General features: G+C 57.8%; 22 protein-coding genes. 17 read left to right on the top strand and 5 right to left on the bottom strand.

The window, feature by feature from the left end; all coding sequences use genetic code 11:
- The first annotated feature begins 89 nt into the window (after window positions 1-89).
- The gene (locus ACFSKT_RS24930; RefSeq protein WP_377720946.1) at window positions 90-1052 is read left to right on the top strand and encodes a hypothetical protein; all 963 of its coding nucleotides are present in this window, start codon (window positions 90-92) and stop codon (window positions 1050-1052) included.
- Between the two features lie 75 nt (window positions 1053-1127).
- On the opposite strand, the gene ACFSKT_RS24925 is transcribed toward ACFSKT_RS24930, so the two are convergent.
- Window positions 1128-2072, bottom strand: a complete 945-nt coding sequence (locus tag ACFSKT_RS24925; RefSeq protein WP_377720947.1) for a hypothetical protein — start codon at window positions 2070-2072, stop codon at window positions 1128-1130.
- Between the two features lie 527 nt (window positions 2073-2599).
- Between ACFSKT_RS24925 and ACFSKT_RS24920 the strand changes: the two genes are divergently transcribed.
- The 3 genes from ACFSKT_RS24920 to ACFSKT_RS24910 all read left to right on the top strand — a co-directional run bounded on the left by ACFSKT_RS24920 (window position 2600) and on the right by ACFSKT_RS24910 (window position 4586).
- The gene (locus ACFSKT_RS24920) at window positions 2600-3439 is read left to right on the top strand and encodes a copper amine oxidase N-terminal domain-containing protein (protein ID WP_377720948.1); all 840 of its coding nucleotides are present in this window, start codon (window positions 2600-2602) and stop codon (window positions 3437-3439) included.
- A gap of 63 nt (window positions 3440-3502) precedes the next feature.
- Window positions 3503-3898 carry a hypothetical protein gene (locus tag ACFSKT_RS24915; protein WP_377720949.1) on the top strand — a complete coding sequence of 132 codons (396 nt, stop codon included), beginning with the start codon at window positions 3503-3505 and terminating at the stop codon, window positions 3896-3898.
- Between the two features lie 112 nt (window positions 3899-4010).
- Complete coding sequence (locus ACFSKT_RS24910; RefSeq protein WP_377720950.1) at window positions 4011-4586, top strand: hypothetical protein; 576 nt, start codon at window positions 4011-4013, stop codon at window positions 4584-4586.
- 42 nt (window positions 4587-4628) lie between these two features.
- Here the strand turns inward: ACFSKT_RS24910 and ACFSKT_RS24905 are convergent, their stop codons facing one another.
- Window positions 4629-4910: a toxin-antitoxin system YwqK family antitoxin gene (locus ACFSKT_RS24905; protein WP_377720951.1), complete on the bottom strand. Its 282-nt coding sequence runs from the start codon at window positions 4908-4910 to the stop codon at window positions 4629-4631.
- Between the two features lie 590 nt (window positions 4911-5500).
- Between ACFSKT_RS24905 and ACFSKT_RS24900 the strand changes: the two genes are divergently transcribed.
- The 6 genes from ACFSKT_RS24900 to ACFSKT_RS24875 all read left to right on the top strand — a co-directional run bounded on the left by ACFSKT_RS24900 (window position 5501) and on the right by ACFSKT_RS24875 (window position 11788).
- Complete coding sequence (locus ACFSKT_RS24900) at window positions 5501-6190, top strand: response regulator transcription factor (RefSeq protein ID WP_377720952.1); 690 nt, start codon at window positions 5501-5503, stop codon at window positions 6188-6190.
- Window positions 6187-7572: a sensor histidine kinase gene (locus tag ACFSKT_RS24895; RefSeq protein ID WP_377720953.1), complete on the top strand. Its 1386-nt coding sequence runs from the start codon at window positions 6187-6189 to the stop codon at window positions 7570-7572. The genes ACFSKT_RS24900 and ACFSKT_RS24895 overlap by 4 nt, the downstream gene beginning before the upstream one ends.
- Before the next feature lie 208 nt (window positions 7573-7780).
- Complete coding sequence (locus ACFSKT_RS24890) at window positions 7781-8491, top strand: hypothetical protein (RefSeq protein WP_377720954.1); 711 nt, start codon at window positions 7781-7783, stop codon at window positions 8489-8491.
- Window positions 8488-9909 (top strand): efflux RND transporter periplasmic adaptor subunit, encoded by a 1422-nt coding sequence (locus ACFSKT_RS24885; protein WP_377720955.1) that lies wholly within the window; start codon window positions 8488-8490, stop codon window positions 9907-9909. Before ACFSKT_RS24890 ends, ACFSKT_RS24885 begins: the two co-directional genes overlap by 4 nt.
- Entirely contained in the window at window positions 9910-10638 is a 729-nt protein-coding gene (locus tag ACFSKT_RS24880) for an ABC transporter ATP-binding protein (protein WP_377720956.1), read from the top strand.
- Window positions 10616-11788: an ABC transporter permease gene (locus ACFSKT_RS24875; protein WP_377720957.1), complete on the top strand. Its 1173-nt coding sequence runs from the start codon at window positions 10616-10618 to the stop codon at window positions 11786-11788. The genes ACFSKT_RS24880 and ACFSKT_RS24875 overlap by 23 nt, the downstream gene beginning before the upstream one ends.
- 388 nt (window positions 11789-12176) lie before the next feature.
- Here the strand turns inward: ACFSKT_RS24875 and ACFSKT_RS24870 are convergent, their stop codons facing one another.
- Entirely contained in the window at window positions 12177-13388 is a 1212-nt protein-coding gene (locus ACFSKT_RS24870) for an MFS transporter (protein ID WP_377720958.1), read from the bottom strand.
- Window positions 13389-13573: 185 nt separating this feature from the next.
- On the opposite strand from ACFSKT_RS24870, the gene ACFSKT_RS24865 reads away from it, so the two are divergent.
- The 4 genes from ACFSKT_RS24865 (at window position 13574) to ACFSKT_RS24850 (ending at window position 17892) form a co-directional block, all read left to right on the top strand.
- Window positions 13574-14530 (top strand): NAD(P)/FAD-dependent oxidoreductase, encoded by a 957-nt coding sequence (locus tag ACFSKT_RS24865; RefSeq protein ID WP_377720959.1) that lies wholly within the window; start codon window positions 13574-13576, stop codon window positions 14528-14530.
- Window positions 14531-14719: 189 nt separating this feature from the next.
- Window positions 14720-16447 carry an ABC transporter ATP-binding protein gene (locus ACFSKT_RS24860; protein ID WP_377720960.1) on the top strand — a complete coding sequence of 576 codons (1728 nt, stop codon included), beginning with the start codon at window positions 14720-14722 and terminating at the stop codon, window positions 16445-16447.
- Window positions 16448-16630: 183 nt separating this feature from the next.
- Window positions 16631-17404 (top strand): hypothetical protein, encoded by a 774-nt coding sequence (locus ACFSKT_RS24855; RefSeq protein WP_377720961.1) that lies wholly within the window; start codon window positions 16631-16633, stop codon window positions 17402-17404.
- Between the two features lie 2 nt (window positions 17405-17406).
- Window positions 17407-17892: a hypothetical protein gene (locus ACFSKT_RS24850; RefSeq protein ID WP_377720962.1), complete on the top strand. Its 486-nt coding sequence runs from the start codon at window positions 17407-17409 to the stop codon at window positions 17890-17892.
- Between the two features lie 30 nt (window positions 17893-17922).
- Here the strand turns inward: ACFSKT_RS24850 and ACFSKT_RS24845 are convergent, their stop codons facing one another.
- The gene (locus ACFSKT_RS24845; protein WP_377720963.1) at window positions 17923-18483 is read right to left on the bottom strand and encodes a CBO0543 family protein; all 561 of its coding nucleotides are present in this window, start codon (window positions 18481-18483) and stop codon (window positions 17923-17925) included.
- A 211-nt stretch (window positions 18484-18694) separates the two neighbouring features.
- On the opposite strand from ACFSKT_RS24845, the gene ACFSKT_RS24840 reads away from it, so the two are divergent.
- On the top strand, window positions 18695-19918 hold the full coding sequence (locus tag ACFSKT_RS24840; RefSeq protein WP_377720964.1) for an MFS transporter: 1224 nt from the start codon (window positions 18695-18697) through the stop codon (window positions 19916-19918).
- Here ACFSKT_RS24840 and ACFSKT_RS24835 read toward each other — a convergent pair.
- Window positions 19915-20715: a Cof-type HAD-IIB family hydrolase gene (locus ACFSKT_RS24835; protein ID WP_377720965.1), complete on the bottom strand. Its 801-nt coding sequence runs from the start codon at window positions 20713-20715 to the stop codon at window positions 19915-19917. The genes ACFSKT_RS24840 and ACFSKT_RS24835 overlap by 4 nt on opposite strands.
- 146 nt (window positions 20716-20861) lie before the next feature.
- Here ACFSKT_RS24835 and ACFSKT_RS24830 point away from each other — a divergent pair, with 146 nt between their 5' ends.
- Together ACFSKT_RS24830 and ACFSKT_RS24825 are read left to right on the top strand one after the other, a co-directional pair.
- The gene (locus tag ACFSKT_RS24830) at window positions 20862-21845 is read left to right on the top strand and encodes a LacI family DNA-binding transcriptional regulator (RefSeq protein WP_377720966.1); all 984 of its coding nucleotides are present in this window, start codon (window positions 20862-20864) and stop codon (window positions 21843-21845) included.
- Window positions 21846-22092: 247 nt separating this feature from the next.
- Window positions 22093-22512 carry a GIY-YIG nuclease family protein gene (locus tag ACFSKT_RS24825; protein ID WP_377720967.1) on the top strand — a complete coding sequence of 140 codons (420 nt, stop codon included), beginning with the start codon at window positions 22093-22095 and terminating at the stop codon, window positions 22510-22512.
- Window positions 22513-22539: the final 27 nt, after the last annotated feature.

Raw genomic sequence — 22539 nt, 5'->3', positions numbered from 1 at the left:
GTAACATATGGAGAATAAACACCGTCTAAAGGTGGCAAAGCGAACCGTTGAACGACGGCTGAAGAAGCAGGGAGCTAGGAGGGAATAGGATGAGAAAGACATTGCTGCTGGCGGTGCTGGCCTGCACGCTGGCCGGCTGCAGCTCGAATAATGATCAAGCGGCGCATCGGGCGCCACAGCAGAACGGGCAGGCGGAAAATACCACCGCCGATTCCGGGAACACGGTCGTCGAAGAGGAGACGACCGCGGGCGCGACAGCGGACGGAGAAGCGGAGCCTTCTGAAGCAGAAGCGTCGGAAGAGGCGATGAACCGGGAGGAGCTGGGCAAGGGCGCGTTCGCTTTCGCGGATGAGACCGGCAAGAGGCTGATCACGATCGGAGATACCGAAGCGAAGCAGGATCATTACGATTTGGCGGTAGGCAGCAACGGCACGGTGCTCAAGGTGAAGTTCGCGCAGCAGCAGGCTTCGGACGCGGAGGATACGAGCAGGCAGAGCATGTACAATTTCGACCATATCGCCGGACATGTGTATGTGGTGGTCGAGGGTGACGCGAAGCCGGACGACACCTACCTGATGACAACGTCGGACGTCTGGGTCCCAGGCGCGGCGCTGGCGATCGATGCGGCCGGTCATGGCCAGACAGTAGACGAGCAGCTCGTGCAGGCGGTCGAGGCGAAAAAGCAGCGAGGCGTCCTGCAGGGCGGGAAAATCGCGGATATCGGAGCCGATAGCGCGTTGTACTTAATTCAGTTCGAACGGCAGGAAGACGATATGCTGGCCAGTCTCGTGCTGACGCGGGGCAACGAGCTGTTGTTTTGCGATTTTCCCGCGACGTACGAGCCTAGCTCGACTTGGCGGGTAGACGACGGCGGCGAGATTAGCGCCGGACAGTTCGAGCTTATGTTCGCGGCGAATACGGACAAAGGGCTTGTCTTGTCGGTGAACTGGCTGGGCGCAGAGGGAATTACGAGCTTCTTCATCGGCGAAGAAGGCGAAAGCGGCTTGAAGCGCTTGGATACCGGAGTCGCGAGATACACGGCCCCGCTATAACAAGCAAGCATTCGCATAACAAAAAGAAGGCTCGGCAGCGAAGGACTGCCGAGCCTTGTCTATTTTGGGTGCTCGCTAAGCAAGCTCGCGCCCTTCGATCCAGTTGAGCCGCCCGATCTTCATGCCGGCCAGCTGCGATTCCGCGGCGGCGTGCGCCGCTTCGGTCCGGGCCACCATGCTGCGGACGCTCAGAAGCGCGCGGTGAATCACGTCGATCGCGTTCAGCATGCGACCGTGTTCGATCCAGTCGCCGATCAAACCGTCGATCCATTCGTCGGTCAACCGCAGCAGACCATCCGGATCGAGGCCGAGATCCGACGTGCGCTTCACTTCGATCAGCTCGTCGCGGTAGGCGGCCAGCAGGTGCTGCGCGTGATGGGTATGGCTTTTGGCCTCGTCGATATCGTTATAGGGGAGAGGTTTGCTGCCGAAACCGCGAACGGGAGCATCCCACCCGCCCCAACGCTCCACCTTCCCGAGCATCCGGGAGACGTCATCCAGCGACGCCGCTGCACGGCGTCCCGCGGCGCAAGCTTCCTGCAGCTCCTTGGCCAGCGCGGCCTGCGTGGCGATCGACTCGTCCATCTCGGCCAAGTCGTACGTAAAGGTGGGCGAGGTACGCAGCAGCGCCTCTTTCTCGGCCGTCAACTCATCGTATTCGCGCGAGGCGTTGCGGTAGTGGCTCAAGTCGACGCCAACCTGGTGCAGATCCGCCTCCGTGTCGGCATGCAGCTGCCGGGCGGCTTGAAGCTGCAGCGCGGCCGCCAGCGCCAGCCGGCGGCCCGGCTTCCGCTGCTCCTCTTCGCTGTGAAGCAGCGTTTGGAACAGATGCGCGACCGGCAGGCGCAGGAGCTTGCCGTAGTCGGGCGTTTCGGCCTCGAGCGTCATTTCGTGCCGCATGATGAGCCGCTCCTGCTCCCGGAGCCGCTTCTGGAGCTCCTCTTTGCGGCGCTGCGCCTTCTGCAGCCGAAAGACGCGTTCTTTCGCGCCGATCAGTCGTTGATGCACGGAATCCGACATGATGATCCCTCCCCTACTGGACTTGAATGAAGTTTTCCGATCGATGCATGTTTCTCCGGGCTTTGCAAAACCCGCATACCCTACAGTTTCCGCATGAAGCGGCCGCATTCCTTCTACCGGATGGCAAAATAGGAAGCATCTCCCGGTTACGATTTTGGTCACACGGGACTTGCCGCCTATTCCGTGTTGGCCGTCTGAATGCCGAATAGCTGGCGCGTACGAAAGGCGTCAGCGGAAACTAATGTATTAGTCTGAAAAAACTGCAGGTAAGCGATCGTACAGTTTAGCGCAACAAATTCATCATTATTTGCGTATAAAGGTTGAATGGTAAAATATGGGTTGTAACTGCGGGTTAAGAGTGTGAACCTTTTAGGGAGTGAACAAATGGTGCTGTGGTTATCGTTTCTGTCGGAGTTGGTGGTGCTCTAGCATACCAGCATGTATATGCCAAAAGTGCAACTACCCCAAGCCGCGTTAGTGCGCAAGCCAATAAGGGTAGAGGATCATTTAGATGCGGAGGTAGAAAATTGAAGAAGGCGCTCTCAGGGATTCTCTTAATTCTAATAATGATTTTGACCGTATCACCGGTTACATCCGCTGCGGACATGCAGATTCAAATTGACGGTGTTACCCTTGTATCCGAGGTTAAGCCAGAAATAAAGAATAGTCGAATGATGGTTCCTTTGCGGGTCATAAGTGAGAATTTATGGGCTACAGTTAACTGGTCAGGCTCTGATGTAATACTGAAGAAAAGGGACCTAGAGGTAGTAATCACATTAAATAGTAATAAAGCCGCTGTAAACGGTAAGCCTGTGCTGCTTGATGCCAAGCCCTATCTAAAAGATAATCGGACTTTTGTGCCTCTTCGTTTTATAGCACAAGCTTTTGATTGTAACGTGATGTATACAAACGCAATCGCAACCATTAAAACGAAGCCATTCTATATAGACGGTGTTAAAATTACAGCCGTGCATGAAGAATTTCAAATGACTATGGGCAGCATCATGGCTGAAATTAAAGGAAATGCCTATATCGAAGAGATGTATAACATCCTCAAACAAAACAAAGGCGCCGAGGTGGAGGCCCCCGGCAACCTATCGCCAAACTACCGATTCGCGGAAGGTTACGACAGAACCATTCAGGTTTATTTTGTGAGCGAAAAAGGAGATTACGTGGAACGTTTCTCCTTCTATTCTTCTATCTTATCAATTGGAGAGTCTGAAGATAAACGTCGTATTTTGATGTATGCCGATACGGAGAATAAATGGTATACCTTCACCTCCAAAGCCTATCATGAGATTCTGAAATTAAACTCCATCACGTCTATGTACGGTTTCCAAACTACGATCAGTAATTCAACCCCTTAAGTATAGTGATATTAAAATCAGAGAACCGGATGCGATATTTCATTTGTTCTGAGGTGAAGGAACTTGAGAGTTATCCTTGTAATCCTATCCCTGTTGCTGCTTACAACAGGTTGCTTCAATAATAATTACAAGCAAAATCAGAAGCCGTTTTTATACTCATATGAATTAAATACAGTTGAACCTAATCATCAGAAAGAAATCGGCCATTGGCTACAAGCAGCTAAAAATGATCCGGAAGTAAAGATTCATTCATTCGAAACCAAAGATGGATATAAGTATAGCTATGTAAAAGGCTATCAGGATGTCGAGGTTTCTTTCATTTATTCAAATAATGAAGGGAAATTGAAACAACGGTTTATTAAAGGATCAAAAGACGAAGAAATTCTTGTCAAAGTTAAATATAATAAATCGATCTGTTGTAACACAAATATTTATGAAACTGAAGATGAAAATAAATAAGACAAGGCAATTATTCGGTGAGCAGGTTGGACTTGGTGAGGAGAAAGTTATGATGTTTGTTAGCGCAAATATCGATATCGGCAAATTGTCAGTCTTGTAAAGGGAGGGCGTTGTGAAGAAGATAAGCTTATTGATGATCAGCGTAATCGCGTTGCTCGCGATTAGCGGCTGCGGGGCGGAAAAGACTTTGTTTCAAGCGGATACTTTCTCGGATAAGGACAAATGCATTGTTACCATACAAAATAATAAGTCCCTGTGTTATGGCGATTCAAGAAAGGATATCGAGGCGATCATTCAAGAAGATGGCGATAGCGGGCATCCCTTTGTCATGTATCCTTCAGGTGTGCGCGTAGCGTATCGTGGCGATGTTGCTGTTGGCCTACAGTTATTGGAAGGCTCTGAAGGCGTATATCAAACAGCTCGCGGCGCACATGTTGGGATGAGTAAAGCCGAAGTCATGAATCTCTATGGGCTCAACTATGCTTATGAAGCAACGCCGAATAATCTTGATTATGCCTACGACATGAAGACGGGTAAATTTGTCGACAAAACGCATGTATTCTCGGCTGCGGTTCAACTGAAGCGTGAGCAGATTTTCCTTGTCTCTGCGATGTTCGATGGGAACAAAGGTGGGGCGGCTTCTCAGATTGGGCTGATTGATCAGAAGATGGCAATTTTTTTGGAGTAGGGCAACTACAGCCAGGCAGCCTGTTAAAATCTACCGTATCTTTTATGCTTTATCACGAATGGTGGATTTGTATTTATTTCCTTTGCTGTCATAGGTGACCCATTCACCAACAGGCTCGCCCATATCGAAATACCCTGAACGCTTTGTTGTTCCATCGATACGATACCATTCCCAGTAGCCGTCCGGCTTATCATCAACCATTTTTCCCTTTGACCACATTGTTTTTCCGTTAGCGTGGTACTTGATCGTGCAGCCATCAATCACTTCCAGATTCTTTTCCTTGACACCGTTTGGGTGTATCAAGTCACATTTTTCATTTTCCACGACTTGCCTCCGATAATCAGTTCTTTTGTTAATAATATCACATTTCAGATAGGTGAATATACGCACAGAACGAGGTTGCCGGCATCATCGGAAACCTTGCTTAACGTCAAAGAGCCGCAGCTAGTTAGTCGCTGCAGCTCTGCAAATGAAGTCATTTTTAAAGCTAAAATTCAGCTAACAGAGAACGGTAGTTGAACACAGACAGCGGCGGACCAGGACTTTATTTTTTAAGTCTTCTTGGTCCGCCGCTATTTCATTTATATGGACAGAAGGGCGGAATGGGGCTTCGACAAGCGACAGCGGGCTGCAGCTTCTTCGTTTCGCGAATGCTCCGCTTCGGTCCACGTAAATCCAGCCGACATGTTTTATCGAATCGGTGGAGGGTCAGCTTGATTCCAACGCCATATGCATGCGAGAAACCCGGCATCATGCCGAAAAGCGGCATGAATAGTTAACGCCTGCCGCAGGGGGAGCGAATTTGTCATTTCGGGCATTATTTCCCCGGAAATAGACAGCGTTCGTTCATTTTATCTTCATGTTCGCGTGATACGATGTGGGCAATTCTATTTTCGACTCGAAGGGGACGGGGCATGAGACCGATCAAATTGCTCACAATCGACGACGACGACCATGTATGCGAGCTGATTCGGCTGTACGCCGAGCTCGAGGGATACGTGGTATATGCGGCGCATAACGGCGCGGGCGGCCTGGAGCTCGTCTACGATGAATCGCCCGACTTGATCGTGCTCGACATCATGATGCCGGAGATGGATGGCTGGGCGGCCAGCGAACATATTCGCAAAGATTTCGCCACGCCGATCATCATGCTGTCGGGCAAAGGCGAGAGCTACGACAAATTGCGAGGGTTCGAGCTGGGCGTCGACGATTACATCGTGAAGCCGTTCGATCCGAAGGAGCTGATGGCCCGTATTCGCGCGGTGCTGCGCCGGACGAACCCATCGCTGTACCACGAGGAGATTGTCAAACTGGACGAGCTGTTGTTCGACATGCGCCATTTGCAGCTGACGGTGAACGGGGAGAACGCGATGTTCGCGCCGAAGGAGATCGAGCTGCTTTATTATTTGGCCTCGAACCGCAATCGCGTCTTTACGCGCCAGCAGCTGCTCGACCAGGTATGGGGCTACGATTACGACGGCGACCCGCGGACGGTGGACGTGCACGTGAAGCGAATTCGCGAGAAGCTGCGCCAATTCGGCATCGACTGCAAGGTCGAGACGATCCGCGGCATCGGCTACAAGTACGGGGAGGGCGGCGTATGAAGGCGCGGACGATTTTCGCCAAAATGTTTCTCAGCTTCCTGCTCATCACGTTCATCTCGTTCGGCTTGTCGAGCCTGTTGTCGGCGACGATCTTCAAAAGCAATCTGCGCAGCTTCATCCGCGCCGGGTCGGAGCAGATGCAGGATCGCGTCATCGAGCGGATCAAATACGGCTATTCCAAAGGCTGGGATCAGGAGACGCTTGTCGAATCGCTGCAGTGGGGGATGGGCGGGCCGGAGCGTACGTACCAACTGTATGGCGCGGACGGCCGATTGCTATATACGCTCGGCAATCATGGGAAGGCGATTCCGCTTGAAGCGGAGGTCGTTAGCGATGCGCTGCGCGGTAAACGGGTGGCGGAGGAGATGTATGCCGACCAGACGCGCGTCCTGCTCACGGCCAAGGCGATCCCGGGTGCGGCGAACATGGAGGAGAAGGCGATCGCGAGCCTTTCCTTCGAGTTCGAGCGCGACGTAAATCGGTTCGTGCAGCCGTATTTGCTCAGCATGCTGGTGACGATTCCGCTCGCCGTGGCGATCTACTTCGTGCTCGGACGAAGGCTTGCGCGGCCGCTGCGCGAGATGAGCCAGACGGCGCTGCAGTACGCGAAAGGCGATTTCTCCCGCAAGGTCGAGGTGCGGTCGGAGGACGAGATCGGCCAGTTGGGGCAAGCGATCAATTACATGGGCGAGGAGCTGGAGTCGCTGGAGAACCAGCGGCGGGAGTTTCTGGCCAACGTGTCGCACGACTTGCGCGCGCCGCTGACGTCGATCAACGGCTTTCTGACCGCGCTTACCGACGGAGCGATTCCGCCCGATAAGCAGCAGCGTTATTTGGAGCTGATGAAGGAATCGTCGGATCGGATGATGAAGCTGGTCGGCGACCTGCTCGACATGGCGCGGATCGAGGCCGGTCAATTCCGGCTGGAGAAGGTCCGCTTCAATCTGTCGGAGCAAACGCGCAAGACGATCGCCCGCATGGAGCCGCTATTCGCGCAGCAGCGTGTGAGCGTTAGTCTCGAAGGACCGGCGGAGGACCTGTACGTGACGGCCGATCCCGACCGGATCGATCAGGTGCTGGCCAATTTGCTGCAGAACGCGATCTTTTATTCGCCGGCGGGCAGCCGGGTGGACGTGTCGCTGCGGGAGGAGAAAGGCCTTGCGCGGATCATCGTCCGCGATTACGGCATCGGCATCGCGCCGGAGGAGCTGACGCGGATTTGGGAGCGGTTCTACAAAGGCGACCAATCGCGAAGCCGCAAGGTAGGGACGGGCATCGGCCTGTCGATCGTCAAACATATCTTGGATCTTCACGGCGCTCGGATTGAGGTGGAGAGCGAAGTCGGCCAAGGGACGACGTTCGCGATCACGATCGACGCCTGATGTCGAAGCAGGAAGCCGTCCCGACAGAGGATGGCTTCTTCGCATTCGCGGGAGTCATCGTCCCAGCGTATCCCCGATGACAAGGATGCGGGATGCGCATTCGCTCCGCTTCGGCAAGCGGTCAGCGCGGCGCGTATGTTCACTGATCGTTCATATTGCCCTGCTATGCTAGGGACATAAATTCAGAGCGAGAGGTGGACATGCGCAAGTGACGATACGGATGAGTTGGACAAGCATCGGGGCAGCGTTCGTGCTGACCGCCCTGCTCGCGGGCTGCAGCAGCGGGGATGGCCAGGCGGCCGCGACGAATATGGTGAGCGTAGCCGGCGCGCCCGAGCAAGCGGCGAGCGGCCTGGACGGCGTGGGCGTGCCGGAGCGGGCCGGCGATCTGCTGGGCAAAATCGTCAGCGTGACAGCCGATTCGGTCGTCATTCAGAAGTCGAACATGCAGCCCTCGGCTACGCCGGGCGGCGGCATGGGCGGCGGCCGACGGCCGAACGGGCAGGCGCCGGACGGTTCCGCTCCGCAAGGGGGCGGAGGAACAGGTAACGCGGCTCCTGCGCAAGGGGGCAATGCCGGCGCCGATGCTCCAGCCGGTGACGTCGCGCAAGATCGGCAAGACGGACCGGCCGGCGACCCGCCGGCGGAGGGTCTAGGCCAGCGGCCGCAGGGCGGACGCGGCGGGTTCGCTCAGATGGCATTCACGGATGAGCAGGTCACGATCGGATTGAACGCGGAAACCTCGATCTCCGCGATGAGCTTCGGGCAAGGCGGCATGTCGAGTACGCCGATGGAGGCGTCGGCGCTCAAGACGGGCGATATCGTGACCGTATGGCTCAATCCGGACCAAGCGACGGCGCAATCGCTGCAAGTCCGGCCGATGCCGGCCAATAATGGAGAGGCGGGAGAACAGCAATGAGAAAGTGGTGGCTGCTAGGCATCGGCGCCGTCCTGGTAGGCGGGGCGGTTACGGCCTATTTTGTCATGAATAAAGAAGAGCAGGTCGTGGCGGCGCCGGTGGCGACGACAAAGGTGTTCAAAGGCTCGATCGAGGTGACTGTATCGGGATCGGGCAGCATCTCGCTGGCGAACCGGGAGACGGTGAAGGCCGGCAAGTCCGGCACGGTAATCGAGGTGAAGGCGAAGGAAGGCGACACCGTCAAAGCCGGCGACGTGCTGGTCGTGCTGGCGGGCGAGGACAATGCGGATTCCATCAAGTCGAAGGAAGTCGACCTGGAGAAGAAGCGGATGGAATTGACCAATCTGCAGGAGAGCTACAAGACGGCGGCGGATGAAGCGGAGCAGAAGAAGATCGATCTTCAGATGAAGCAGCAGAAGATGGACATCGAGCTCGCCCGCTCGTCGATCGCCGAGCTGAAGGAGAAGAGCGCGTCGTCGACGATTACGGCGCCGATCGGCGGCACGGTCGCGACGATGAACGTGGCGGTGGACGACGAGCTGAACAATACGGCGGAGATCGGCGAGATTGTCGATTACGACAACATGGAGCTGGTCGTCTCTGTCGACGAGCTGGACATCCCGCAGGTCGTGCTGGGGCAGACCGCCGCGGTCGCGGTCGAGGCGCTGGAGGACGAGACCTTCACCGGCAAAGTCACGGATATCGCGAAGGAAGGCACCAGCAATAACGGCGTTGCGTCGTTCGATGTCACCATCACGGTCGACAAAGGCAAAAGCACGACCATTAAAGCCGGGATGTCGGCGGAAGCGAGCATTACGATCGACAAGAAAGACGACGCGCTGCTGCTCCCGATCGATGCGGTCCAATCAATGGGCGACCGGTATATGGTCATGCTGCCGACGGCTGAGCAGACGGCGGCAGCGGATGCGGCCACGGCCGGACGCCGTCAATGGGCGGGGCAAGCCGGCACCGGAGGCGGAGCAACAACTGGCGGCCAAGGAGGCGTGGCAGGAGAAGCGCCTGCAGGTGGCCAAGGCGGTGCGGCGGGAGAAGCGCCGGCAGGCGGCCAGGGCGGCACGACAGGCGAAGCGCCAGCAGGACAGCAGGGCACAGGTACCCGAGGAACTCAGCAAGGCGGACGCGGTAATATGCAGATCATCGAGGTCGGCTTACATAACGAAGATTATATCGAGATCATATCCGGCCTCGGCGAAGGCGACTCGGTCGTCGTGCCGACTGTCGTGACGGGCACGTCCTCCAACCAACAGCAAATGCAAGGCGGCATGGGGATGGGGATCATGGGCGGCATGACCGGCGGCTTCCCTAGCGGAGGTGGCTTCCAGGGCGGAGGCGGCGGTTTCCAGCGTCCGTCCGGTACGGGCGGAACAGGCGGTACGGGCGGCGGAGGTCGAAACTAGATGGATGCGGAGCATAACGGAAATCAACCGCTCATTCGGATCGAACAGCTGAATAAGCAGTACAAAATGGGCGGCGAGATCGTCCACGCGCTGAGCGAGATTTCGCTGGAAATCGCGCATGGCGACATGCTCGCGATCATCGGGCCGTCCGGCTCGGGTAAATCGACGCTGATGAACGTCATTGGCTGTCTCGACAGTCCGACTTCCGGCAGCTACTGGATGGACGGCGAGGAGGTCAGCCGGCTTCGGGAGAACCGGCTGGCCGAGATTCGCAATCGCAAGATCGGATTCATATTCCAAAATTTTAACCTGCTTAACAAACTGACCGCGCTCGAGAATGTCGAGCTGCCGCTGATCTATCGCGGCATGCCGGCGAAGCAGCGCAAGGATGCGGCGATGGAGGCGCTGGCGAAGGTGGGTCTCGATTCGCGCAGCAAGCATCGGCCGAACGAGCTGTCCGGCGGCCAGCAGCAGCGGGTCGCCATCGCGCGGGCGCTGGCGGGGAATCCGCCGATCTTGCTTGCCGACGAACCGACGGGCGCGCTCGATACAAAGACGGGCGTCGAGGTGATGGGGCTGATCAAGGAACTGAACGCATCCGGTCATACGATCATTTTGATTACGCACGACTTGTCGATCGCCCAGCAGGCGGGGCGCGTCGTCCGCATCCAGGATGGACGGATCAGCGAGGAAGGCGGTGGCGCGGGTGCATATCGGGCAAGCGTTTAGAATGGCCGCCAAGAGCATTCTTGGCAACAAAATGCGCGCGCTCCTGACGATGCTCGGCATCATCATCGGGGTGACGGCGGTCATCTCGCTCGTGTCGCTCGGGCAAGGGGCGACGAAGTCCGTGACGGATTCCGTCGCCGCGCTCGGCACGAGCTCGCTGACGGTCAACATCAGCGGACGGGGCAGCACGACGACGATCGATTACAAGGAAGCGGCGGAGTTCGCCGAACTTGAAGGCGTGGAGGACTCCGCGCCGGCGAACCGGCAGAACGGAACGGTCAAATTCGGCACGACCAGCGTGGACGTCAGCGTGCTCGGCGTGACGCCGGATTATACGAGCGCGCAGGATTATCAGGTGTCGGCGGGGCGTTTCGTCTCCCAGATCGACCTGGACTTCTATCAGCGCATCGCCGTCCTCGGCTCGAGCACGGCGGAGGAGCTGTTCGGCGCCGAGAACGCGGTCGGCCAGCGGATCCTCATCAACGGCATCCGGTATAAGGTCGTCGGACTGCTCGCGTCGAAGGGCTCCTCGCTCAGCGGATCGAACGACGACATCGTCATGATTCCGATTACGAACTCGGAGCGGCTGTTCAAGTCGAAGGGCGTCAGCACGGTCTACATCAAGGTCGAAGACGGCGCGGACATGGACGCGGTGACGCTGGAGCTGGAGAACGCGCTGTACAAGAAGTTCCGCGGCAACGAGGACGCGTACAACGTCTTCAACCAGGCGGACGTGCTCGAGACGTTCAGCAGCATCTCGGATACGCTGTCGATCGCGCTGGGCGGCATCGCGGGCATCTCGCTGCTCGTCGGCGGGATCGGGATCATGAACATCATGCTCGTGTCGGTGACGGAGCGGACGCGCGAGATCGGCATCCGGAAGGCGATCGGCGCGAAGAAGAAGGATATCATGATTCAATTCCTGATCGAATCGGTCGCGCTCAGCGGACTGGGCGGGCTGCTCGGCGTTGGCTTCGGCGTCGGCATCGCGCTCATCGTCTCGAAGACGACGACGCTCGGCGTGGAGCTGTCGTATCCGATCATGGGCTTGGCATTCGGCTTCTCGGTCTTCATCGGCATCGTCTTCGGCATGTTCCCGGCCAACAAAGCCGCGAACCTGAAGCCGATCGACGCGCTGCGGTTCGAGTAGCTGCCGAGCGAGGATAGATGTTCAACGACATTGATAATGAATGACGTAGAGAATGAGTTGCGCAGATATTGAGTGGTAAAGGTAATTCTATGATATGGGCAATGAATGGCACCCTGATTGCGTGATCGGGGTGTTTTTTGCGTCGCCGTAATAGTGTAGCGGGAGACTTGGAGGGCGAGCTGAATCTAGTGGGCTCTAGTGGGCTGTGCGAGGCTACTGGAGATCGTACGACGGTTCAGAGGCTCCATAGTGGGTTATGCACGACTATACGCATGGTTGCGGCTGGGAGGGTTGCGCCCAACGGACAGTCGCGGCACGAACCATAGCCCCTAATGTTCGACCCTAGGGGGCGTAACGTTTAGGGGTGGTTGCGCCGCGTTGCTCGCGTCTACCGCGCTTCCGCCGCCGCGGTCGCGGCGACCGATTGGCGTACGCGCTGGCGCTTGAGCATGACCGCCGCGCAGATGAGGAGGACGCCGTTAATAATGAACACCCAGCGGATCGGAATGGAGCGCCCGAGGACGCCGCCGATCATCGGGCCGAGCATGGTGCCGACCTGGTTGGCGGATTGGCCAAGGCTGAAGGCCCGACCGCGGAACTGCGGCTCGGTCACCTTGACGATCGTCGCGTTCAGGGACGGGTAGACGCCGGCGAAGAACAGGCCGTACACGAAGCGAAGCACCCCGAATTGAGCGTAATGCGTGACGAAGAACTGCAGCAGGTTGCCGATGCCGCCGCCGAGCAAGCCGATGTAAAGCACCTTCTGGTAGCCGATCCGGCTGCCGATCTTGCCCCACTGCGGCGCGGCGATGAGCGTGGCGATGCCGACGGCCGAGAACACGATGCCGGAGGTAAGCGACGCGTCGCTCTGACCGACGCCGAGCTGCAGCATGTAGACCGTGAGCAGCGGCTCGAGAATCATGACCGAGAACGTCGTGATGGCCAACAACGCGAGCGTGCTCATGAACAGGCTGTTCTCCATCGCGTGCCGCAGGTCGTCACGGATGCTGGAGCGCGTGGCGGAACGGTTGAACGTCTGCTCCTTCGCGAAGAAGGTGGCGATGAGCGCCGCGATCAGGACGACGGCGCCCGAGATCAGGAACGACTCGCGGTTGCCCATGTAGTGACTGGCGACGCCGCCGACGAGCGGGCCGAGGATGCCGCCGGTCGCGCTGGCCGTCGCCATAATACCGAGCGCGTAGCCGGTCTTATGCTCGGGGGTGTTCGTGCCGATCAACGCGATGGCGGCGGGGACGTAACCGGCCAGCAGCCCTTGAAAGATCCGCAAAATCAGAAACAAATACGGGTCGTGGATGAAATAGGTCAGCACGTACAGCACCGCGAGCGAATAGCCGGAGCGGATGAGCATCGGCTTGCGCCCGTATTTGTCGGCCAGCGATCCCCAATAAGGCGCGATCAAGGCGCTGGCCAGAAAGGTAATGCCGAAGGCGAAGCCGGACCACAGCTCCAAATTCCGCTCGATGCCGAGGTCGTGATGCAGAAACAGCGGGATAAACGGGATGGAAATCGAATAAGCCGTACTGCAAAAGAACACGCCGGTCCATAGAACGATCAGGTTGCGTTTCCACGAATATTCCATGCAGTCATCTCCTTATTCCCATCATACACCTCGAATGCAACCGGGAATAAAGGGGCTCTGTACCGATTATCGCGGTAAAATCCAGCGGATGCTCGTTTAAGCTGGGTCTGCTGCGGGATAATGATGCTTATGGAATCTTGCGCCTTGGCCGATTGGCTGAATTGGAAACGAAAGGATGGATTCGGATGACCTATGACTGCATGATCGTCGGCGGCGGATTGGCCGGGCTTCAAGCGGCGATCCAGCTAGGACGCTACAACCGCAGCACGCTCGTCGTGGATGCGGGCGACGGGAGATCAACGCTGTGCAGACGCTACAATAATATTTTGGGCTGGCCGGAAGGCGTCAGCGGGAGGACGCTGCGGGAAGCGGGCAAGCAGCAGGCGCTCGCGCACGGCGTCCGGTTCTTGGAAGGCAAGGCGATCGGCGCGGAGCGCACGGCGGACGGCTTCGCCATCACGACGGCATCCGGGGATCGCGCTGTCGGCAGGCGGCTGCTGCTGGCGACGGGCGTCGTCGACCGGCTCCCGGAGCTGCCGGGGCTTGCGGCGTGCTTGGGCACGAGCATCTATGTGTGCCCCGATTGCGACGGGTACGAAGCGACCGGCAAGCCGTCGCTCATACTCGGCGCCGGCGATGCGGGGGCGCACATGGCGCTGACCGTCCGGTATTGGACGGACCAGCTGACCTACGTGAACCATGAACGAACGCCGGTGGACTCCGAGCTGCGCAAACAGATGGACGAGCAAGGCATCCTCTACATCGAGGAGCCCATCGCGGGTATTGACAGATCGGGAGAAGATGGCGAGGCCATGACGGGGATTACACTGCAGGATGGACGGCAGCTGCGGGCGGATACGGCGTTCGCGGCTTTCGGAGGCAACGAGGTGCGAGCCGAGTTGGCCGAGCAGTTAGGCGTCCAGCTGTTCAAGAACCGGCATATTCTGGTCGATGCCCGGACGAAAATGACGAGCGTGCCGGGCGTCTGGGCCGCCGGCGATATCGTCGCCCACTCGGAGCAAACGATCATCGCGATGGGGGACGGCTCGCAGGCGGCGATCTGGATGCATAAGACGCTTCTGCATGAGGAGCTGCTGGAGCGAATTCCGAAGCCGGAGCCATTCGTCGACCTGCGCGTGTAAGGATTCACGAGAAACACCAACCATCCAGAGGCCTCCGTCCCATCAGGGAATGGAGGCCTCGTTGACTTAAGCGAAACTAGCGGCCCCACATACGCTTGCCGAGAATGCCATTGCGGCGGATGCCGAAAGGTGCTACGGTTGAAATTAACGACGATTTACAAATAAAGAGAGAAACAGGAGGGCGAGATCGTGCTTCGGCGTTTTGCATCTTACTATTTACCGTACAAGAAACTATTCCTGCTCGACTTCGGCTGCGCCGTCGTGGCCGCGCTGCTGGAGCTCGCTTACCCGCTCGCGGTGCAGTGGATGGTCGACGATCTGCTGCCGAAGGGCGATTGGTCGATGATCGCCGCGGCTGGCGCGGCGCTGCTGCTCGTGTATCTGATGAGCATGGGGCTGCAGTTCGTCGTCAACTATTGGGGCCATAAGCTGGGCATCAATATCGAGACGGACATGCGCCAGCAGCTGTTCAATCACGTGCAGAAGCTGTCGTTCCGCTTCTTCGACAACAACAAGACCGGCACGATCATGTCGCGGATGACGAACGACCTGTTCGAGATCGGCGAGATGTCCCACCACGGACCGGAGGATGCGTTCATCGCGCTGATGACGTTCGCCGGCGCGTTCTCCATCATGCTAACGGTCAATTGGCAGCTGGCGCTTATTACGTTCATCGTGGTGCCGTTCCTCATCTGGATCATCGTGTATTTCAACCGGAAGCTGGACCGCGCCGCGACGAATATGTTCGAGCGGATCGCCGAGGTAAACAGCCGGGTGGAAGACAGCGTCTCGGGCATACGCGTCGTTCAGTCGTTCACGAACGAGACGTACGAGCAGGAGCAATTCCGCGTCAACAACCAGCTGTTCCGCGCGGCGAAGCTGCGCTCCTACTTGGCCATTTCCTTCAGCTCGTCGGGCATCTACATGATGACGAAGCTGATCTCGCTGATCGTGCTTGTCTGCGGAGCCTGGTTCGCGCACGAAGGGAAGCTGACCAGCGGGGAGCTGGTGGCGTTCTTGCTCTACGTCAACATCTTCCTGAAGCCGATCGACAAGATCAACGCCCTAATGGAGTCCTATCCCAAAGGCATGGCCGGCTTCAAGCGGTTCCTCCAGCTTCTGGACACCGAGCCAGACGTGAAGGACGCCCCGAATGCCGTGGCCGTGAACGGGCTGCGCGGCGATATCGAATTCCGCAACGTGACGTTCAGCTACGAAGGGCATGCCGACGTCTTAAGCGGCATTAACCTGAGCATTCGCGCGGGCGAGACGGTCGCGCTCGTCGGACCGTCCGGCGCCGGCAAATCGACGCTGTGCAGCTTGATTCCGCGCTTCTACGAGGTGGACGGCGGGGAAATCGCGATCGATGGCATCCCCATACGCGACATGCAGCTGCGGTCGCTTCGAGCCCACATCGGGATCGTCCAGCAGGACGTGTTCCTGTTCGCAGGCACGATTCGGGAGAATATCGGGTACGGTCGCCTAGGCGCAAGCGAAGCAGAAATCCGCGACGCGGCGCGGCGGGCACACCTGCTCGAGATGATCGACGGCTTGCCGGAAGGGATGGATACGGTCATCGGCGAACGGGGGCTGAAGCTCTCCGGCGGGCAGCGGCAGCGGCTGGCAATCGCGCGCATGTTCCTGAAGAACCCGCCGATCCTCATTCTCGACGAAGCGACGTCCGCGCTGGACACCGAGACCGAGACGATCATCCAGCAGGCGCTGGCGGAGCTGGCGCATAACCGCACGACGCTCGTCATCGCCCACCGGCTGGCGACGATCCGCCATGCAGACCGCATTCTCGTCGTGAACGAGAACGGCATCGCCGAGAGCGGCAAGCACGAGGAGCTGCTCGCGAAGGACGGCGCCTATGCGAGGCTTCACCGCGCGCAGTTCGGTCAAGCCGTCCCAATATAAGCGCAAGACGCGCATCGAACAGACCTGCACCGGCTGCCTGCCGGAGGCGGGTCTGTTCGGCGTTGCGCCGGAAATTCGTCGGGCGCGAATTGTCGACTCCTGCATGCGAATTATCAAATATTGACATACTAACCTTAAACAAATGATCCTGTTCTTACCAAGCGAAGAAGGAATGATCGCGACTTGACTCGGACTACTGCCATTCGTCGGCCGCAGACGTTTATCACCACCAACGGCATCACGATGCTCACGCGGCATAATCCCTACGTTATTTTGTGGTGGTCGGCGTCCTTCCCCGGATTCGGTCATTTCGTGCTGAACATGTACCTGCGCGGCGCGCTGCTGTCCGTCGGCGAAGTCATTACCAATACCCTCGCCCATATCAACGAAGCGATGGTGCTGTCGTTTTGCGGACGGTTCGAAGAGGCCACCGCGGTAATCGACCCGACGTGGACGTATGGGTACTTGATGATTTATTTCTGGGCGATGTACGACAGCTACCGCAGCGCCTCCGAGGTGAACAAGTTAACGCGACTGGCGGAGCTCGAGAACGCGCCGATCCAGCCTTTCTATATCGGCCGTTGGAGCTTGCAGTACATGGAGATCAAAAAACCGAGCGTGGCGGCGATTTGTTCGTTGATCTTCCCTGGTTTGGGCCAACTCTATAACCACAGGCTAGACCTCGGATTCTGGGGCATTTTGTGGTGGTGGATTTATGTGGGCAAGTCGCACCTCTACGATAGTTTACTGGCGCTCATTAACGGCAATCTCCGGTATTCGACGGCGGTGCTCAGTCCCCATTGGCTATTATTTATGCCATCCGTGCTGGGCGGCGCCATCTACCATGCCCATCTGCAGGCGGGGGACCACAATCGGCTGTTTAGGCTGGAGCAGCGCCAATATATGACCAATCGGTATCAGGAGGGCGATATCGATCGAATATGGAAGGGGGAGTGAGCATGCTGGTGGTCGGCTCATTTCAAATTACGACCGAGCTGGAACAGGTGCTTGCTCTGCTGGAGAACGCGGGGATCGGGCGGGACCGGATCATGGCCGTGCCGATGGATATTGACGAGACGAACGATGCCTTGGCGCCCATCCAATCCCGGGATCGCAGGGCGGGCGGGTTCGAGATGGGCATGGCCTGCGCGACCGCGTTGTCCGTCGTCGGGACAAGCCGTGGATTCATATGGCCGTGGGGGCCGATCATCTGCGGCATTTCATCCGCGATCATCGGCTTTGGCATTGGGCTGCTTTTGCACGTAATCATCTCGAAGGCGAGAGGCGGCCGTCCGAGGAAGCCGGCGAGGTTGCCGGAAGTCACGGTGCTGATCCGCTGCCAGCCCGACAGCGTGGAGTCGATTAGACGGCTGCTCTGGCAGCATCAAGCGCTCAGCGTAGGCGTCGTGCATCAGCAGCCGAATGAAGATGGGTCGACATCCTGAACGAGCGAAGGCTTCCTGGCACGGTCGCGTCTACCTGCTTCCGGTCAACGGATTACCGCCCCGTTTGGCCACATAATCGGTGAACGCTTTGATTCCGCACGCTAATGCCACGTAGCAGAGAAAAGAATAATAATGCTCCCAGGCATAGACATTGTACATGTTCAGCCAGATTAGCACGGGTTCTATTACGAAAGCGAAGACGGCCGCCGCGCAGGTCGAGGCGGCAGCAAACCCTTTCCACGAACGGAAATACTGGTACAGCAAGCTGAGTATGACACTCAGTCCCAGATCCGCGCAAAACAATCTAGCTCCCCAAGGAAGCACCATGTACGGGTAATCCCAAAGCATTAATTCGGCGCCTATCACGTCCAGCGTAATCGCGATCAGCAGCGTGATCAGACCGTATAGCAGCAGCAGCGGCTTCTCGCTCTTGCGCGACAGCTTGAGCCAAACCCCGATCATGACGAGAGAGACAATAAGCAGCAGCCACCACCGCCAGGAGAAGACGACCTCCTGCTGCCAATATTGCCATCGCAAATCACTGAGCGTCTTCTGCGCGTCATAAATATCCGCCATCTTCACGTCTTCCACGGCTGGCCCCTCCGCATCTCGTATCCTTGTTGGCCTTTATCTTTCCCTAGCGACGCCCCAACTAGCCGAAAATTCGCCAAAAGCGCAATGGCCGGCCGTTTTCCATAACATGGATTGTCACCTTACCCGGAGTGTGTTATCGTTGCTGGTATATTTTAGGGGTGCCTTCATGAGCGGCGAGGCGTGGAGGCGGGAAGGTGGCTGTCGTAACATGAGTACGTCTTTATCTTCTGCAAAAGGAAACGCCATTCAAACCGGCATGGTGTACACGGTGCTGCTGGCGATCAGTTCGGTGCATATGCTCAACGACACGATGCAGGCCGTCGTAACGGCGATGTTCCCGGTCGTGCGGGAATCGCTGCATTTGACGCTCGGTCAGATCGGCTGGATTACGTTCGCGCTTAACATGACCTCTTCGATCATGCAGCCGGTCGTCGGATTGATCTCCGACAAACGTCCGGCGCCTTGGATGCTGCCGGCGGGCATGGGGCTCAGTCTGGCTGGGATCGCGGGGCTAAGCATCGCGCCGTCTTTCTTGACGCTCATGCTCGCGGTGGTATTCATCGGCCTCGGCTCGGCGATCTTCCATCCGGAAGGGTCGCGCGTCGTCTATTTCGCGGCCGGCGGCCGGCGCGGCTTCGCGCAGTCGATCTATCAGGTCGGCGGCAACGCGGGCAGCGCGCTCGCGCCGCTCATGACGATATTCATTTTCGAGCCGCTCGGCCAGCCCGGCGCGATCTGGGGGACGCTGCTGGCGATTACCGCCATCCTCATTCTGCTGCGGGTCGTGCCTTGGTACCGCCAGCAGCTCGCGGCCAACGGCAAGCCGGTCAAGAAGCAGACGGCGACGGCCGCAAGCGGCCAAGCGAAGCCGCTCACCCGGAACGCGATCGTGTTCGCCATGACGGTGCTCGTCCTGCTCGTCTTCGCACGCTCATGGTACTTCTCGAGCCTCGGCACGTTCTATCAGATTTACTTGCACGATTTCAAGGGGATGTCGGTCAAAGCGGCGCAGCTGCCGATCTTCCTGTTCATGGCGGCCGGCGTGCTCGGCACGTTCTTCGGCGGCATGCTGGCGGATCGGTTCGGGCGCAAACGGATGATCCTGTTCTCCATCGCCGGGGCGGCGCCGTTCGCCCTCGCGCTGCCGCACCTGCCGATCTCGCTCGTCTATCCGATTATTTTCATCCTCGGATTCGTGCTCCTCTCCGGCTTCTCGGTTAGCGTCGTCTACGCGCAGGAGCTGGTGCCCGGCAATGTGGGCATGGTGTCGGGTCTTATTACGGGACTTGCGTTCGGCATGGGCGCGCTCGGCGCGGTCGCGATCGGCAATGCAGGCGATCATTGGGGACTGGACCGCGTGCTCGTCTGGGCGAGCTTCCTGCCGCTCGCCGGGGTGCTTGCGGTGCTGCTGCCCGCCGATCGCCGCGACTAGCGGGCCGGGTAAGCGGGCTGCGGCAGCCCGAGCCATTGAAGCGCGGACCATATGCCATGTTCGGAAGAGGAAGCGGTGACATAGTTCGCCGCTTCTTTCGCTTCCGGGCATCCATTGCCCATCGCGATGCCGATGCCGACGGCCGACAGCATCTCCAGATCATTCAGGCCGTCTCCGAACGCGGCGCATTCCTCGTAGGTTACGCCGAACGCCTGCAGCAGATACGCGATGCCGGCGGCCTTGGAGCTTCCGACCGGCAGAAAGTCGACGGCCTGTTCATGCCAACGGATGAACCGCAGCGAAGGGAACCGGGTTATATAGCGCGCTTCTTCCTCGGCAGTCATGAAGATATTGCCTTGATAGACCGGGGAATGCTGATAATAATGGGGATCGACCTCCGGATACGGCAGATTGACGGAGCTGAAGCCAACGGTCAAATGCGGCTCGGCCGGACGGCTGACACAGACTTTGCTCGCGCCGCAGTAGGCGGTCATATGGCCGGCGTCGTCCGCGAACGCCGACAGCTCGCGCAGCAGCTCGACGGGCATGCGATTCTCGTAGATTACATCGTCTTCATGCACGACGTATTGGCCGTTGATCGACACATACGAACGAATGCCGAGCTCTTCGCGTACCCAGGTGAAATCGGAGGGGGTTCGGCCGGTCGCAATGGCGGTATGAATGCCGGCCGCTTGAAGAAGCGCGACCGCTTCCTTCGTCGAAGCGGGGATGTGGTGAGTATGATCAAGCAGCGTGCCGTCAATGTCGAAGAGAACGAGCTTAGGTAGGGATAGCATGGGCGAAATCCGCCTTTCATATTGGAATGGAGCAGCGTCACGCCCTCGGGAAGAGGTAACGTTGCCGCTTGCAAGACAAAGCGTAAAGGATGAAACGCGTTTCAGGTCAAGCGGACATCGCAAAAAAAATTCGAGGGGGGACAAACGTGGCCAACATCCGGCAGATCGCCAAGCTGGCGGGCGTATCGGTCAGCACGGTGTCCAGGGTGCTGAACGGCCACCCGTATGTCTCGGCGGACAAGCGCCGCGCGGTGGAGGACGTCATGGCCAGGCTCAATTACTCGCGCAACATCAATGCCGTGCATTTGCTTCGGGGACGGACGGACATGGTCGGGATTATGCTGCCGTCCATCAATCATCCGTATTTCTCCCGCTTGGTCGAAGGCATGTCGGATGAAGCGCTGGACCAAGGGCTGCGGCTCGTGCTCTGCCAAACGGGGTATGACGAGAACGAGGAGCGCCGGGCGCTCGCGCTGGTGAAGGAGAAACAAATCGACGGCTTGATCGTCTGCTCCAAATCGCTGGGCTGGTCCGAAATCGCTTCATACCGTTCGTACGGAGCGCTCGTCTCGTGCGGCGAGGATGCGGGGGAGCGAATCTCGTCCGTGTACATCGATCATTATCGTTCATTCGAGACGGGCATGCGGCATCTCTTGAGCAAGGGTCATCGCAAAATCGGACTGTGCATGAGCCGGTATGTCAGCAGCAGCAGCGAGCGGCGTAGGTCCGCGTATTTGAATGCGCTGCGAGAGATCGGGGAGCCCTGCCGAGAAGCGTGGACGTTCTATGATTGTTACGACATCGAGAGCGGAGCGGACGTGATGCGGCGATTGAAAGCCATGGCGGAGCGGCCGACCGCGATGATCGTGACGGGCGATCAGGTGGCCGTCGGCATGATGGCCGAAGCGGGCAAGCACGGCTGGCGCGTGCCGGAGGACTTAGCGCTGATGGGATTGGATAATCAGCCGATCGCGGAGGTGTTGGGATTAACGACGATCGATAATCATCTGTACGAGATGGGGCGGGAGGCGCTGCGGATGCTGAGAGCCGAACTGGCCGACCCGGATGATGGCAGGAAGCGGAGACGCCTCGAAATCGCGTGCGAATTGATCGTGCGATCAACGGTGTGAGAGTCCTTTCGCCTCCGAATGCGGGTTTGGTTAAACAGGATTAAAGTTTGTTTGGTTATTCGAGATTATAACGGTTATTCGAGATTATAACGTGCGATAGATCAACCGTTTGCCTTGTCGGCAGACGGTTTTTTGATTTTCAATAAAAGGTATTGATAAAATTAATTAGATGTTTTATTATTACGTCTATAAATTAACTAAACATAAATTGATTAAATCTATGCTAATGTATGAGGAGGGTATTGCAGTGAATAGAAGGAAAGAATTACAGCAAGAATACGGCGCGATGAAACGGCAAATGGGCGTATACCAGATCGTCAATCAACGAAATGGCAAACGATTCATCAATTCGTCTAACTCTTTGAGCGCCGCTTGGCAGCGAGATCGATTCGTGCTGGACTTAGGTTCGCACATGAACAAGTCGCTTCAGGCGGAGTATTCAGCCAGCGGCGGCGAAGGTTTCGAATTCGAGGTTCTCGAGGAGCTGAGACTGGACGATTCGGTCCGTCATGATTACAAGGATATCGCGGATCCGGATGGCACCGGCTCGAACCGTCTTGTTGCAATGGGGTATCGAGACGCGCTGCGGAAGCTGGAGGATAAGTGGCTGGCGCGATTGGCGTGCTACGAGCCGGTCGGCTATAACCGCCGCAGAAGAAGCACGTAAATCAAGTCAACCAAGCGAGCATGAAAG

Source organism: Paenibacillus xanthanilyticus, from assembly GCF_042682185.1.
GTDB classification, from domain to species: domain Bacteria; phylum Bacillota; class Bacilli; order Paenibacillales; family Paenibacillaceae; genus Paenibacillus_Z; species Paenibacillus_Z xanthanilyticus.
This window is presented reverse-complemented; position numbering and strand designations above follow the sequence as displayed.